Origin of the sequence: Pseudoalteromonas sp. NSLLW218, assembly GCF_015864775.1 — a bacterium.
Taxonomy (GTDB): Bacteria; Pseudomonadota; Gammaproteobacteria; order Enterobacterales; family Alteromonadaceae; genus Pseudoalteromonas.
Window position 1 is genome coordinate 32,534 of record NZ_JADYWO010000014.1, and the last position, 13,265, is coordinate 45,798.

The window sequence follows — 13,265 nt, forward strand, 5'->3', positions numbered from 1 at the left end:
AAACTTATATGTACAATATGTTCCCACTCAATGCGTAGTGCTCGCACATTTACTTTACCTGAGCGGGTAAGTGTATTTCGAGGAATGTAACCACAGTTAGAAGGATCAGGAATGAGTTTTTTGCCTTCTTTTTTAATATCACAACCGCAGTAAATACTTTTAGCGTTGTCTGGTAGGGTTTTAATTAAATGTCTTTTAGCCGTTGAAAAACGGGTAAATTGTTCGGCAGATACCGAAACGCACACACAACAAGCCAGTAAGGCCAGAATAAATCGAGTCATATCCATCACAAATGTGAACTACAGGAACAGGCAGTTTAAAGCCTTGAAGATAAAAGATAAAGTTAACTTAAGGCCTGTACTTATATTACTAAAAGGTGTCTGATTAATTTTTTACTTAAAGTTATTTTCACTATTCATTTATTTCTTACTATTTATCGTATTTTAACCACACAAGATTACCCGTTAAGGAGTATGCTTAAAGCTTACTCAATATGGGGATTTGGATTGCAAATGAAATTTGTTGATTATTATGCAGTGCTTGGAATATCGCCTGATGCAGACGATAAAGCGGTTAAAGTAGCTTATAAAAAGTTAGCCAGAAAATATCACCCAGATGTAAGCAAAGAGCCTCAAGCAGAAGATAAGTTTAAAGAAATAGCAGAAGCTTACGAAGTCATTCATAACAAAGAAGAACGTGTAAAATACGACGAGTTACGTCGTCACCAGCAAAATCGTGCTCGTCAACAACAAGGTAATTATGGTGGTAACAATGCCTCTTCGCAAAGTAATTACCAGCAGAGCGATCCTCAAACCGACCAAGAGTTTTCTGATTTTATTAATTCAATGTTTGGCGGAACTGGTGGGTTCGATCGTTCCGGGCAGAGCAGAAGTAACGCCGCTCGCGCGCAAAAAGGACAAGATGTGGAAATAGAATTCCCAATTTTTCTTGAAGAGACTTTAGTTGATACCGTTAAGCCTGTTGAGTTTATGTTACCGCAGCGAGATAGCAGTGGGCGTGTCTCTGAAATTAAAAAATCACTTAAAGTGAAAATTCCTGCAGGTTCAGTAAATGGTGAGCGAATTCGACTAAAAGGGCAAGGCGGATTAGGGTCAGCGAATGGGAAAAATGGTGATTTGTATTTACAAATTAGTTTAGTGCCTCACCCATTATTTGATGTTGAAGGCCATAACCTAAATATAGTCGTCCCTCTTGCACCATGGGAAGCGGCTCTTGGTACAAAAATAAATTTACCTACGTTGGCAGGCAAAATCCAATTAACTATTCCATCTAATAGTCAGTCAGGTCAACGCTTGCGTATTAAAGGTAAGGGATTAATGAGTAAAAAAGCCAAAGGTGATTTATTTGCTGTGCTTAAAATTGTTAATCCAACATCTATTGATGATGCCAGTAAAAAACTGTGGGAAGAATTAGCCGAAAAAGCTCACTTTGATCCCCGTAATAACTGGAGCAAGCCATAATGCAAATTATCGTGACACAAAAAGACGATTTACTTACTAGCAAAGAGCTATGTTTGAGCAGTGATATTAGCGAAGCAATTTTATATGAGCTAGTTGAGCATAATATTGCGGTTCCAATTGAGGGGGATCATATTACGCAGTGGCAATTTACGGTATCTGCAGTGACTTTAGTTAAAAAAGCGGCCCGTATTCAACATGACTTTTCGTTAGATTGGTCGGCAATAGCCTTAGTTTTACAATTACTGGATGAGCGTGATGAGTTGATTTTCGAAAACGAAATGTTAAAGCGACATTTGAGTCGATTTAAACACTTGGAATAAAATCTGCCCTTGTGTACTTCCTAGGGCTTACTTACTCTATGGTGAGAGTGAGCTAGTTCTCAAAAACCAATATGAAATATGACTACTTTGATTTATTCTTACTTTTAATTCGGATAAATCGTTTTAGTCGTATATTTTGTATAAGTAGTAATATTCCACTTAAACAAAAAAGTACGCTGGTTGCTGCAAAACTAATAAGCAGCGGATTATTAAAATCCTCTCGCTCATCGTAATCCATAATATGTAACATCCAAAAAAAGTCGAAAATTCGCCAGAGTGTGCTGCGAACGGTGACAACTCTGCCGTTATTTTCTGACAAGTACAGTGTTGTGTTAAATGTGTCGTCAAATTGTACCTGCCAAACATTGGTTTTATATCCAACTTCTCGCATACCTTGCTTTAGCAATACAGCGCTTGTCACTTGAGCATCAATAAGTAAGTGTGCTTTAGCATTTGCGGTAATTTGTATTTTAGTCGGCGGCTCAAAAGGCCGGCCTGTTATACCGTTAAAGCTTTGCTGTTCATCTTTATTTATAACTGTAATTATAGGTGTGGTTAAGAAGTTCTCAAAAATTATTTGTGTTGGATTAGCCACCTGAGATGCAATATCGTCAAGGGAGGCAACATAATCAGCTTGCGTAAATGGGTTATTAAGAGTGCGTGTTGCAAGATGCTTCCCATGAACTTTATCAAGAGGGATAGCGCTCATTACTAAACCACCTAATAGCCAAGCTAAAATTTGTAATGCTAATAAATAACCTAACCATTTATGTAACTTGCGAGCATGTTTAAATATTTTTTTATTCATGTTTTAGTCTTATTATTTTTAGAGGCTAGTTTATTACATTAATGAGATAAGTTACTGCGACATTTTGTCGCAGTTTAAACTATAGCTTACTGTAATCATTTAAAAATAAAAAAGATTACACTTAAATTGCTAACATGATTTATTTGTTTAATTGAGCTGAATGTTTGATATCTAGCTAGCTTTAAATGCTAATAAATACTTAAAAGCTGCGAAATATCCATATAAAGTGGTTAATAGAGCATAGTTGATTTGGTATAACGGTAAAACTGCGTTAAAGTTTGCAATGAAATTATTAGAGGATAAATACGAAACGATGTCGGAAATTCAATTTTTAAATGTAGATCTTGAGCTTGAATCAAAGCAAGATATTAGTTTGCTAGTGGCGGACTTGAAAAAAGTCGCTACGATTTTACATTATGACAAAGACGAATACCGTCAATTAGCGCGTATTGAAGCAACAGGTGTAGTAAACACGCCTGACAAAGCAATAAACCATATATGTGAGCTTATTGAATCGTGTTCGCGTAACGCGCTAAAGCAATGGTTAAGCTGTTCACGTAGAACGTTTGATATTGGTTTTGAATCAGGCACTTCTCCTAAGTGCTTTAATCAAGCCTTAGATGCAGATACATTACTACGTATATCTGCGATTGGTGCGGGTATGGAAATTACAATTTACCCAATCGAAAAGTAACTATCTTCGCTCTACGACTGCTGCGGTCATTTTAGATACGCAGCACAGCTCATTGCGGCTATTTGTAATTTTTATTTCCCATACTGAACTACGTTTACCGATATGAAATGCTCTTGCCGTGGCTGTTAAAGTGCCGTTACGAGACGCTTTTAAATGACTTGCGCTAATTTCCTGTCCCACGCAGTAAAATTTTGTAAAATCGACAACAAAGTTAGCTGCATAGCTGGCAACTGTTTCGGCAAGTACAACGTTAGCACCGCCGTGAACCATCCCCATTGGGTTATGATGCTCAGGAATTGCTGGCATTGTGGCAACCAAGTAATCATCGCCAATCTCTGTGATTTCTATCCCCATAGTTTTCATCAGCGTACCTTGACCATTTATACCTTCATCTAGCTGTTTGCAAAACTCTAAAGTAATAGGTTGATACCAAATACTCATAATGACTCCTTTGCTTTTTTTATCATTTATAAACTTAGTTTTAGTTATATCCCTAAAATGTACACAAGTGAAATTACTTTGGCTATTTTAAGGCTTAATTTAAATTTGCGATTTTTATTTAACTGTATATACTCACAGTTAAATGTACTGTATGGAAAACCAGTTGTATGCGACCATTAACGAACCGCCAAGCTCAAATACTCGAACTAATTAAAGTTTTTATTAAAGACACTGGTATGCCTCCTACACGTGCTGAAATAGCGCAAACATTAGGTTTTAAAAGTGCCAATGCTGCTGAAGAACATTTAAAAGCACTTGCTAAAAAAGGCGCCATTAAAATGAAGCCAGGTGCAAGCCGTGGTATTCAGTTAATTGAAGAAGAAGAGCCAGAACAATTAGGTTTACCGCTTATAGGGCGTGTTGCTGCTGGTTCACCTATTTTGGCGCAAGAGCACGTTGAAAGTCACTGCAAAATCGATCCATTAATGTTTAAACCGGCTGCAGATTTTTTACTACGCGTTAACGGTATGAGCATGAAAGATATTGGTATTATGGATGGTGATTTACTTGCTGTACATCGTACTCAAACCGCTGAAAACGGACAAGTTGTTGTTGCCCGCTTAGACGAAGACGTAACTGTAAAACGTCTTGAGAAAGCAGGTCGTAAAGTATTACTTCATGCTGAAAACGACGATTTTGAATCTATTGAAGTAGATCTTGAGAATGAGTCTTTTAATATTGAAGGCTTAGCCGTTGGCGTTATAAGAAACGCTGATTGGATGTGACTTTAAAAATAGCTTTTAAACAAGCAGTTTTATAAATGCGTACTAATTAGTACGCATTTTTGTTTTAAAATTCGTACTAAAATAGGGCGTAAACAGCCCACTGACTATTCAACCTGTAAACTTTTTTGCACTTATAATTTCCCCTCCAAATGCGTTAAACCCCTTTGTTTTTCTCATCTTTTGAACTTCCTGTTGCCTAGCTAGTTGCTGATTTTTTGTTAATTACCCAATTACAACCTGATTGTTTTTTATACTAAAACTTGCTTGTTGTTCATTTTTTAGCTAATTGTTAATGTGCTGAGCTAATAATAACTCACAGCTTTTTAGTTTTGAGAACACACAATATACACAAACACGTTGTTGGCGCAGCAAAACCAATCAATATTAAATGAGATTGGCTAAAAAAATAAAAATAACGAATTGGCGTTTAAGCCGTATGCCTCTTCGCTTTGCATTCGCAATAGCATCAAAGGAGCCACCACATGGGTAAACTGACCTCTACCTTGTGGCTTATATTATGTGTTTTTTCGCACCCAGTTTTGGCTAACAGCCAATACAATATGCGCAAAGGCGTAACCGATATAAGCAATAATGTATATCAGCTGCACATGACCATATTTATAATATGTTGTGTGATTGGGGTGATAGTGTTCGCAATTATGTTCTGGGCACTTATTCATCACCGTAAATCTAAAGGGGCTGTACCTGCCCAATTTCACGAAAGCACTAAAGTAGAAATACTTTGGACTGCAATTCCGTTTGTTATTTTAATTGCTATGGCAGTACCAGCTACTAAAACCCTAATTGCAATGGAAGATGCCAGCAAAGCTGATCTCACTATTAAAATTACAGGTTCACAATGGAAATGGCATTATGAATATATGGGCGAAGATGTAGAGTTCTACTCTATTTTATCTACCCCGCAAGATGAAATCGCTAATCTTGCAGATAAAAATCCTAACTACTTACTTGAGGTTGATAAACCTCTCGTACTGCCAATAAATCAAAAAGTACGATTTTTAATGACTTCTGACGATGTTATCCACTCTTGGTGGGTACCTGATTTTGCAGTTAAAAAAGATGCGAATCCCGGCTTTATAAACGAAACATGGACGAACATAAACGAAGAAGGTACTTACCGAGGCCAATGTGCTGAGTTGTGTGGTAAAGATCATGGCTTTATGCCCGTTGTGGTGGTTGCTAAATCTGAGGCTGATTTTAAAACATGGCTTGCAGATGCAAAGCAGGCGAAGCAAAAAGCAGCATTAGCAGATGCCGCATTACTTGATAAAACCCTCCCAAAAGAAGAATTAATGACTTTAGGCGAACAAGTATATATGGCCAATTGCGCTGCATGTCATCAGCCCACTGGCATGGGATTACCGGGTGTATTTCCTGCACTTAAAGGCAGCCCGATAGTGCTTGGCGATATAAAAGATCACATTGATGTAGTTATCCATGGACGACCTGGTACGGCAATGCAAGCATTTGCCAAGCAGTTATCTATAAAGCAATTAGCAGCGGTTATTACTTATAAACGTAATGCGTGGGGTAATGATACGGGTGATGTTATTCAACCGAGTCAAATACAGGCAGCGCTTGATGCCAAAGTGGAGGCGAACTAATGAGTAGCATAGTAGAACAACCTAACGCCAATGAAGCTCATCATGCTCATCACCCAGCTAAAGGTTTTAAACGCTGGCTTTACACAACTAATCATAAAGATATAGGTAGTTTATATTTAATTTTTTCGCTGACCATGTTCTTAATTGGTGGTGGAATGGCCATGGTGATCAGAGCTGAATTATTTCAACCTGGTTTACAGTTGGTCGACCCTCACTTTTTTAATCAAATGACCACAGTGCATGGTTTAATTATGGTGTTTGGTGCGGTTATGCCGGCCTTTACAGGCCTTGCTAATTGGATGATACCGCTAATGATTGGCGCGCCAGATATGGCATTGCCAAGAATGAATAACTGGAGCTTTTGGATTTTACCGTTTGCATTTTTAATCCTATTGGCATCGTTATTTATGCCTGGTGGGGGTCCTGCATTTGGTTGGACTTTTTATGCACCACTGTCTACAACATACAGTAATGATAATACTGCATTGTTTGTATTTGCCGTACATATTATGGGAATTAGCTCAATAATGGGCGCAATCAATGTGATCGTAACCATAGTGAACTTACGCGCCCCCGGCATGACATGGATGAAGTTGCCCTTATTTGTATGGACGTGGTTAATTACTGCCTTTTTATTAATAGCGGTAATGCCTGTGCTTGCAGGGGCTGTCACTATGGTACTTACCGATAAGTACTTTGCGACCAGCTTTTTTGATGCCGCAGGCGGTGGCGATCCGGTGATGTTCCAACACATTTTTTGGTTTTTTGGTCACCCCGAAGTATACATAATGATTCTTCCTGCCTTTGGCATTATATCTACAATAGTACCTACCTTTTCTCGTAAAAAACTTTTTGGCTATGCCTCAATGGTATATGCCACATCCTCCATAGCACTATTGAGCTTTATTGTATGGGCTCATCATATGTTTACCACTGGGATGCCGGTCGCTGGCGAGTTGTTTTTTATGTACGCGACCATGCTTATATCGGTACCTACAGGCGTAAAAGTATTTAATTGGGTTGCCACAATGTGGAAAGGCTCAATAACTTTTGAAGTGCCAATGCTTTTTAGTATTGCGTTTATTGTGCTGTTTACCTTAGGTGGTTTTTCGGGATTGATGCTGGCAATTACACCTGCTGACTTTCAATATCACGATACTTATTTTGTAGTGGCGCACTTTCATTATGTATTAGTAACAGGGGCCGTATTTTCGATAATGGCAGGAGCTTATTACTGGTTGCCCAAGTGGACGGGCAATATGTTTAATATCACGTTAGCTAAATGGCATTTTTGGCTATCACTGGTGAGCGTGAACGTACTGTTTTTTCCTATGCATTTTGTAGGGCTTGCCGGTATGCCGCGTCGAATTCCCGATTACGCACTCCAATTTGCCGACTTTAACGCAATCATAAGTATTGGTGGATTTGCCTTTGGTTTATCGCAATTGTTGTTTGTAGCTGTGGTAATTAAATGTGCACGCGGTGGCGATAAAGTACCTGCAAAAGTATGGGAAGGGGCAGAAGGGCTTGAGTGGGAAGTTGACTCTCCAGCGCCATATCATACTTTTTCTAAGCCGCCGGTAATCAAGTAATGACACACGCACCGCTACTCAAACGTTTGGTACTTATTTGCATAGGCATGTTTGCCTTTGCCTTTGCTTTAGTACCTTTGTATGACGTGTTTTGCGACGTAACAGGGCTTAATGGAAAACCTTCGCTTGAGCAAGCAGAGCAAAGTACGCAAATAATACAAAACCGAGAAGTTGGCGTTAGTTTTACTACTCACGCGCAAAGAGGTGCACCGTTTGAAGTTAAATCAAAAGAATACAGTGTTGTGGTAAAACCCGGTGCAATGCGTGAAGTAATGTTTAGTGCTAAAAATAACAGCAACCTAGATAAAGTAATGCAGGCTGTACCATCAGTCTCGCCAGGTAAAGCGGCAAAGTATTTACATAAAATAGCTTGTTTTTGCTTTGAACAGCAACCTCTAAAAGCAGGGGAAGAACTTGAATTTAAATTGCTTTTTTATGTTGATACCGCACTGCCAAGCGACATTGAAGAATTAACTTTATCTTATACCGTATTTGATATTAGTGAACAGCTGGTGGCAAGTAATAACTAGCTTTTTAAACTAGTGTGAAACTAGGAGTAAATAAAATGAATCAAGAATATGAGCATTATTATGTACCAGAGCAAAGCCCGTGGCCTATTGTGGGCGCTGTTGCATTGTTTTTTATTGCAGTAGGGGCGGGCTTAACAGTTATGAGTGTAGGCAAAGAAGGGGGGAGCGGGGTTTACCTGCTTTATGCCGGTATTGCTGTGCTTGTGTATATGTTGTTTAGCTGGTTTAAAAATGTAATTAGTGAGTCGGATCAAGGTTTGTACTCAGCACAAATGGATCGCTCTTTTAGGCAAGGTATGAGCTGGTTTATTTTTTCTGAAGTTATGTTTTTTATGGCCTTTTTTGGTGCGCTTTTTTATGCACGCGTATTGTCGGTACCTTGGCTTGGAGGCGCAGGCAATAATGCAATGACCAATGAAGTATTATGGCCAACTTTCGAAGCTGTTTGGCCGCTAGTTTCAACACCTGCAGGCGAAACTACTCAAGCTATGGGCTGGCAAGGTTTACCGCTTATTAATACCTTAATACTGCTTACTTCTTCAGTTACTCTTCATTTTGCCCATGTAGCGATGGAAAACAATAAACGTACTCCACTTAAAGTTTTTTTAGGCGCTACTATTTTATTGGGTGTTTGCTTTTTAGGGTTACAAGTTGAGGAATATATTCATGCGTATAACGATTTAAACTTAACGCTAGATGCAGGTATTTACGGTAATACGTTCTTTTTACTGACAGGTTTTCATGGCATGCATGTAACCCTTGGAACCGTACTTTTATTTGTAATATTTTTACGGATATTAAAAGGGCACTTTACTAAAGATAAGCATTTTGCTTTTCAAGCAGCGGCTTGGTATTGGCACTTTGTTGATGTGGTGTGGCTGTGTTTGTTTGTATTTGTATATGTGCTGTAGCGTTTATTGGCGAATTATTTGCTTTAATAAAACCAAGTTTAAGCGCTGCAATAACAACAACTAAAACAACGACCGAAAACAATACGCGACGACCTAAAAAGTGAGACATAGGTCGTCCCCCAGTTTTCCCTGACACCATAATAAACAATGCTCTAAATAAGTTAAAAAGTATAAATATTAACAACAGTACGATAATAATTTTAATAATCACTGAGTTGACCCTTTATGCAGTTAGTTTTATGGCACAAACAAAAGCTTAGTTCACTAATCACACTTTGTATGGTTGTGGTTGTTGTACTTGTGTGTGTGCGACTAGGGTTTTGGCAGTTGGAGCGAGGTGAGCAAAAGCAGCAGCAACTAACCGCTATTGCTAAGCAACAGACTCGTGGTGTGATGAGCTGGTCTCAATTACTTAACCTGCCTGATAGCTGGAACAAAACAGGTGTATTGGTTGAGTTGAAAGGGCAGTTTGTACAAAACCAATATTGGCTTTTAGATAATCAAGTTTATAACGGGCAAGTAGGGTACGACTTACTTGCTTTACTAAAGCCAGACAGCGAAGAAAAAGTGATTTTAGTTAATTTAGGATGGGTAAAAGCGCCTATATCTAGAGGTACACTGCCAAAGGTTACTCTGCCTACAGGTGTTTTTATTCTTAAAGCGCAAATAAAAGAAAATAACTTAAGTAGCTTTACGCTTGAAGATAAAACTACAAATAACGACTTACCTAAAAGAATCCAATCTATCGACTTAAATATGCTGAGCACTCAAAGCCAGCAATCATTAATTAATTTTATGGCTTACAGACAAGGTACTGGTGATGAGATTGCAACACCTCATTATGAGGCCGTTGTTATGAGCCCTCAAAAACATAATGCCTACGCTGTGCAATGGTTTTTAATTGCTGTTGCATGTGCTGTTGTTGCTATTTTTGCGAGTAAAAAAAGGACACATAATGAAAAATAATCCCCTTTTGTTGTTTGTGGGTTGCTGCGCAATCCCATTAGTTTTGGCATATGGCGCATTAAAGTTTGATTGGTTGCCTACTGCAATTACTAATAATGGAGAGTTTTTAAGCCAAGAAATAAAACTTAAAAATTGGCCGCAAAATAATCCCAAGCAATGGACTATCGCACTTAATTATTCAAACGAATGTAACACCCCATGCAGCGAACAGCTCAATGCACTTAATAACTTATATGTGGCACTTGGTAAAAACCAAGGTAAGGTTGATATGGCTGTAATAGGAAGCCCCGACAATAAAAATCTACCATGGAAAATTATTACCGAGCAACAGAGTTTAAATCCTGCAAGTTTATATTTAATTGATCATATGGGGTTAGTGGTACTTGAATATCCCTTTAAGGCCGAGCCACAAGAAAACCGTTTAGTACAAAAAGGGTTATTAAAAGATCTAAAAAAATTACTTAACTATTCTCGTTCTAGCTAATTAAGTTGATCTTAAGTTGGAGTATCTGATGTATAAAAATTATAAAAACTTAGTATTAATAACAGGATTACTCGCTTTGATTGTAGTTGCTTTAGGTGCGTACACCCGCTTAAGCGATGCAGGTTTAGGGTGCCCTGATTGGCCTGGCTGTTATGGTTTTTTAACGGTACCTAAGCATGAGGCCGATATTGCTTTAGCAACTCAAAGCTACCCCGATATGATGTTCGAAACCGCAAAAGCGTGGAAAGAAATGATTCATCGCTATTTTGCAGGTGCTTTAGGCTTACTTATTTTAGGTTTATTTGTGTTGGCTTTTTTAAAACGCCAATATCCAACTACGCCAGTTAAATTGCCTTTGGCTTTGCTTCTACTAGTGGTGTTTCAGGCTGCCCTTGGTATGTGGACAGTAACTATGAGCCTTCAGCCTCTTATTGTAATGGGCCACTTATTAGGTGGCTTTAGTATTTTGTCACTTATAACACTTTTATATTTACGGCTAACCGCAAAACCTATTATGGGGGGCGATAGCGGCGCAAAACGCTATTTTGGTTTGAGTTTAGTAGCGCTTAGTGTGTTGGTTATCCAAATTGCACTTGGTGGTTGGCTGGCTGCAAATTACGCCGCTCCGCATTGTAGTGGTTTGCCATTGTGTAATTACGCACAACCGTTTTCATTGAGTAGCGTATTTCAATTACCACTTGAGCACAGTAATTATGAGTTTGGTGTGTTATCACAGCAAGCGCGTATGTCTATTCATTTATTACACCGCATTTGGGCGCTCGTTACTTGCATCGTTCTGGCATTAATTATGTGGAAAATATACAGACAAGCGTACTCTAAAAAAATTAAAAATTGTGTTGTGAGCGTATTACTTGTCCTGCTGTGCCAAATTAGTTTAGGGCTTATTTTAATACATTGGCATATTCCGTTGGGAGTTGCACTGGCGCATAACTTGATGGCTGCCATACTGTTATTAAGCATGGTTAGGTTGTGTTATTACCTAAAATCACGCACATAAAGGGGAAATATGATGGCACTTATAATTGATAAAAAAATACTGCTACCCGTTAATACTCAATCGCTAATTTCGCGTACTCATAGTTTGCTGCAAGACTACTTAGCAATTAGTAAATTTAAAGTGGTAGCCATGCTGGTGCTAACAGCTTGGGTTGGTTTAGCGCTGGCTCCCGATGTGGGGCGCGGTATGGTCGTACAGTTTATTAGCTTGTTAGGTATAGGGCTACTTTCTGCTGCTGCAGCGGTTATTAATCATGTGGTTGATAGCGAGATAGACTCAAAAATGGCACGGACTCGTCATCGCCCTGTGGCTAAAGGGCGCTTAAGTAAAACACATGCGCTTAGTTTTGCAGCTGTTATTGGGGTTGCTGGCTTTATTATGCTGATGGTGTGGGCTAATGTCTTAACCGCTATATTAACGTTATTTGCATTGGTAGGTTATGCATTTGTTTATACATCATTTTTAAAGCGTGCAACGCCGCAAAATATTGTTATAGGTGGGTTGGCTGGCGCAATGCCTCCATTATTAGGTTGGGTGTCAGAAACAAACCAAATGGCAGCAGCCCCTTGGTTACTCGTAATGATAATATTTACCTGGACCCCACCACACTTTTGGGCGCTGGCTATAGCACGAAAAAGTGATTATGAACGCGCTAAAATCCCTATGCTGCCAGTAACACATGGTATCGATTTTTGTAAAACGTGCGTCGTTGCTTACTCTGTTTTACTCGCTGTAGTTTGCGTATTGCCTTATTTAATTGGTATGTCTGGATTAATATATTTAATAGGTGCGTGTGTATTAAATGCAGTGTTTATATATAAAGCGGTTAAATTAAAAATTGCTGGAAATGATGAGGCTGCAATGGACTTATTTCGTTTTTCGATTATTCATTTAATGGTACTCTTTGTAATCTTATTTATAGATAAATGGCTCCCTTTATGAAGCAGTTATGGCTTGGATTAATTGTTATTTTAGTTTTGTTTTTATCAGCATGTTCAAATGAAAATAGCCGACCAGATGTAGATGCATTGGTTTACGAAAATGCAAAGCCACTGTCTGATTTTACGCTAAACGATCAGCGCGGCGAATTAGTGACTAAACAACAATTTTTAGGGCAGTGGAATTTAGTATTTTTAGGCTATACAAGCTGTCCAGATATTTGCCCATTAACACTTGCTAAGTTAAATGCTGTTTATAAAAATTTACAAGCAGATTATCCGCTGCAAGTTTGGTTTTTATCGGTTGATCCAAAACGCGATACGCCAGCTAAACGAAAGCAATACATAGATTACTTTAACCCTGACTTTTTAGCTGTATCAGGAGAGCATAAACACCTTTTTCCTGTAGTTCGAGAGCTTGGTTTAATCTACGCCATTAGCGATAGTAGTGAATCAGAATATGCTGTTGATCATAGTGCCTCGGTCGCTATGGTTGATCAAAATGGAGCCGTTAGAGCTATTTTTAAACCAGAATTTAAACAAGGTAGTGTGCCATTAATTAATGCGACTACTTTAACTGAAGAGTTTAAAAAAATAGCTGATTACTACAAAAACTAGTTTTTACTTTTTAGTAATTTTAAAGGAGCTTTAGGCTCCTTTTTTTGTTTTTTA

The 13,265-nt window shown here is 38.5% G+C and carries 16 protein-coding genes and 1 pseudogene; 13 read left to right on the forward strand and 4 right to left on the reverse strand.

The features are described 5' to 3' along the window. Positions 1-11 precede the first annotated feature (11 nt). A pseudogene (locus tag I6E80_RS18120) lies at positions 12-287 on the reverse strand (endonuclease I); the annotation flags it as partial. A gap of 225 nt (positions 288-512) precedes the next feature. On the opposite strand from I6E80_RS18120, the gene I6E80_RS18125 reads away from it, so the two are divergent. Further along, entirely contained in the window at positions 513-1,481 is a 969-nt protein-coding gene (locus tag I6E80_RS18125) for a DnaJ C-terminal domain-containing protein (RefSeq protein WP_197186148.1), read from the forward strand. Beyond that, positions 1,481-1,801 (forward strand): chaperone modulator CbpM, encoded by a 321-nt coding sequence (locus tag I6E80_RS18130; protein WP_197186149.1) that lies wholly within the window; start codon positions 1,481-1,483, stop codon positions 1,799-1,801. Before I6E80_RS18125 ends, I6E80_RS18130 begins: the two co-directional genes overlap by 1 nt. Positions 1,802-1,883: 82 nt before the next feature. Here I6E80_RS18130 and I6E80_RS18135 read toward each other — a convergent pair whose 3' ends face one another. Continuing rightward, a complete protein-coding gene (locus I6E80_RS18135) occupies positions 1,884-2,609 on the reverse strand; it encodes a membrane protein (protein ID WP_024599637.1) in 726 nt (241 codons plus the stop codon). A 313-nt stretch (positions 2,610-2,922) separates the two neighbouring features. On the opposite strand from I6E80_RS18135, the gene I6E80_RS18140 reads away from it, so the two are divergent. After that, positions 2,923-3,303 carry a hypothetical protein gene (locus I6E80_RS18140; RefSeq protein ID WP_008138697.1) on the forward strand — a complete coding sequence of 127 codons (381 nt, stop codon included), beginning with the start codon at positions 2,923-2,925 and terminating at the stop codon, positions 3,301-3,303. Here the strand turns inward: I6E80_RS18140 and I6E80_RS18145 are convergent, their stop codons facing one another. Further along, a complete protein-coding gene (locus tag I6E80_RS18145) occupies positions 3,304-3,744 on the reverse strand; it encodes a PaaI family thioesterase (protein ID WP_024599638.1) in 441 nt (146 codons plus the stop codon). A gap of 167 nt (positions 3,745-3,911) precedes the next feature. Between I6E80_RS18145 and lexA the strand changes: the two genes are divergently transcribed. From lexA to I6E80_RS18170, 5 genes are all read left to right on the forward strand, one after another. Continuing rightward, the gene (gene lexA / locus I6E80_RS18150; RefSeq protein ID WP_007584941.1) at positions 3,912-4,529 is read left to right on the forward strand and encodes a transcriptional repressor LexA; all 618 of its coding nucleotides are present in this window, start codon (positions 3,912-3,914) and stop codon (positions 4,527-4,529) included. A gap of 482 nt (positions 4,530-5,011) precedes the next feature. After that, on the forward strand, positions 5,012-6,154 hold the full coding sequence (gene coxB / locus I6E80_RS18155) for a cytochrome c oxidase subunit II (RefSeq protein ID WP_024594300.1): 1,143 nt from the start codon (positions 5,012-5,014) through the stop codon (positions 6,152-6,154). Then, positions 6,154-7,746, forward strand: coding sequence for a cytochrome c oxidase subunit I (gene ctaD, locus I6E80_RS18160; protein ID WP_024595091.1), 1,593 nt, complete (start codon positions 6,154-6,156; stop codon positions 7,744-7,746). The genes coxB and ctaD overlap by 1 nt, the downstream gene beginning before the upstream one ends. Further along, positions 7,746-8,276, forward strand: a complete 531-nt coding sequence (locus I6E80_RS18165) for a cytochrome c oxidase assembly protein (protein WP_024599641.1) — start codon at positions 7,746-7,748, stop codon at positions 8,274-8,276. Before ctaD ends, I6E80_RS18165 begins: the two co-directional genes overlap by 1 nt. A 35-nt stretch (positions 8,277-8,311) precedes the next feature. After that, entirely contained in the window at positions 8,312-9,187 is an 876-nt protein-coding gene (locus tag I6E80_RS18170; protein ID WP_024595089.1) for a cytochrome c oxidase subunit 3, read from the forward strand. Here I6E80_RS18170 and I6E80_RS20635 read toward each other — a convergent pair. After that, positions 9,090-9,398 (reverse strand): DUF2909 family protein, encoded by a 309-nt coding sequence (locus I6E80_RS20635; RefSeq protein ID WP_076914941.1) that lies wholly within the window; start codon positions 9,396-9,398, stop codon positions 9,090-9,092. The genes I6E80_RS18170 and I6E80_RS20635 overlap by 98 nt on opposite strands. A gap of 14 nt (positions 9,399-9,412) precedes the next feature. Between I6E80_RS20635 and I6E80_RS18180 the strand changes: the two genes are divergently transcribed. From I6E80_RS18180 to I6E80_RS18200, 5 genes are read left to right on the forward strand one after another with little or no spacing between them, the layout of a single operon-like run. Beyond that, positions 9,413-10,153 carry an SURF1 family protein gene (locus I6E80_RS18180; protein WP_024599642.1) on the forward strand — a complete coding sequence of 247 codons (741 nt, stop codon included), beginning with the start codon at positions 9,413-9,415 and terminating at the stop codon, positions 10,151-10,153. After that, the gene (locus I6E80_RS18185; RefSeq protein WP_024599643.1) at positions 10,143-10,637 is read left to right on the forward strand and encodes a hypothetical protein; all 495 of its coding nucleotides are present in this window, start codon (positions 10,143-10,145) and stop codon (positions 10,635-10,637) included. The genes I6E80_RS18180 and I6E80_RS18185 overlap by 11 nt, the downstream gene beginning before the upstream one ends. 28 nt (positions 10,638-10,665) lie before the next feature. After that, on the forward strand, positions 10,666-11,655 hold the full coding sequence (locus I6E80_RS18190) for a heme A synthase (protein ID WP_197186150.1): 990 nt from the start codon (positions 10,666-10,668) through the stop codon (positions 11,653-11,655). Positions 11,656-11,667: 12 nt separating this feature from the next. Continuing rightward, positions 11,668-12,597: a heme o synthase gene (gene cyoE, locus I6E80_RS18195; RefSeq protein ID WP_024599645.1), complete on the forward strand. Its 930-nt coding sequence runs from the start codon at positions 11,668-11,670 to the stop codon at positions 12,595-12,597. Next, entirely contained in the window at positions 12,594-13,211 is a 618-nt protein-coding gene (locus I6E80_RS18200; protein ID WP_076925824.1) for an SCO family protein, read from the forward strand. The genes cyoE and I6E80_RS18200 overlap by 4 nt, the downstream gene beginning before the upstream one ends. The last annotated feature ends 54 nt before the right edge of the window (positions 13,212-13,265 follow it).

Coding starts and splice junctions, on each gene's coding strand:
- ctaD (WP_024595091.1), top strand. CDS start 6,154: ATGAGTAGCATAGTAGAACAACCTAACGCCAATGAAGCTCATCATGCT.
- I6E80_RS18180 (WP_024599642.1), top strand. CDS start 9,413: ATGCAGTTAGTTTTATGGCACAAACAAAAGCTTAGTTCACTAATCACA.
- lexA (WP_007584941.1), top strand. CDS start 3,912: ATGCGACCATTAACGAACCGCCAAGCTCAAATACTCGAACTAATTAAA.
- I6E80_RS18135 (WP_024599637.1), bottom strand. CDS start 2,609: ATGAATAAAAAAATATTTAAACATGCTCGCAAGTTACATAAATGGTTA.
- I6E80_RS18190 (WP_197186150.1), top strand. CDS start 10,666: ATGTATAAAAATTATAAAAACTTAGTATTAATAACAGGATTACTCGCT.
- I6E80_RS18185 (WP_024599643.1), top strand. CDS start 10,143: ATGAAAAATAATCCCCTTTTGTTGTTTGTGGGTTGCTGCGCAATCCCA.
- I6E80_RS18140 (WP_008138697.1), top strand. CDS start 2,923: ATGTCGGAAATTCAATTTTTAAATGTAGATCTTGAGCTTGAATCAAAG.
- cyoE (WP_024599645.1), top strand. CDS start 11,668: ATGGCACTTATAATTGATAAAAAAATACTGCTACCCGTTAATACTCAA.
- I6E80_RS18165 (WP_024599641.1), top strand. CDS start 7,746: ATGACACACGCACCGCTACTCAAACGTTTGGTACTTATTTGCATAGGC.
- I6E80_RS18170 (WP_024595089.1), top strand. CDS start 8,312: ATGAATCAAGAATATGAGCATTATTATGTACCAGAGCAAAGCCCGTGG.
- I6E80_RS18200 (WP_076925824.1), top strand. CDS start 12,594: ATGAAGCAGTTATGGCTTGGATTAATTGTTATTTTAGTTTTGTTTTTA.
- I6E80_RS18125 (WP_197186148.1), top strand. CDS start 513: ATGAAATTTGTTGATTATTATGCAGTGCTTGGAATATCGCCTGATGCA.
- I6E80_RS18130 (WP_197186149.1), top strand. CDS start 1,481: ATGCAAATTATCGTGACACAAAAAGACGATTTACTTACTAGCAAAGAG.
- coxB (WP_024594300.1), top strand. CDS start 5,012: ATGGGTAAACTGACCTCTACCTTGTGGCTTATATTATGTGTTTTTTCG.
- I6E80_RS18145 (WP_024599638.1), bottom strand. CDS start 3,744: ATGAGTATTTGGTATCAACCTATTACTTTAGAGTTTTGCAAACAGCTA.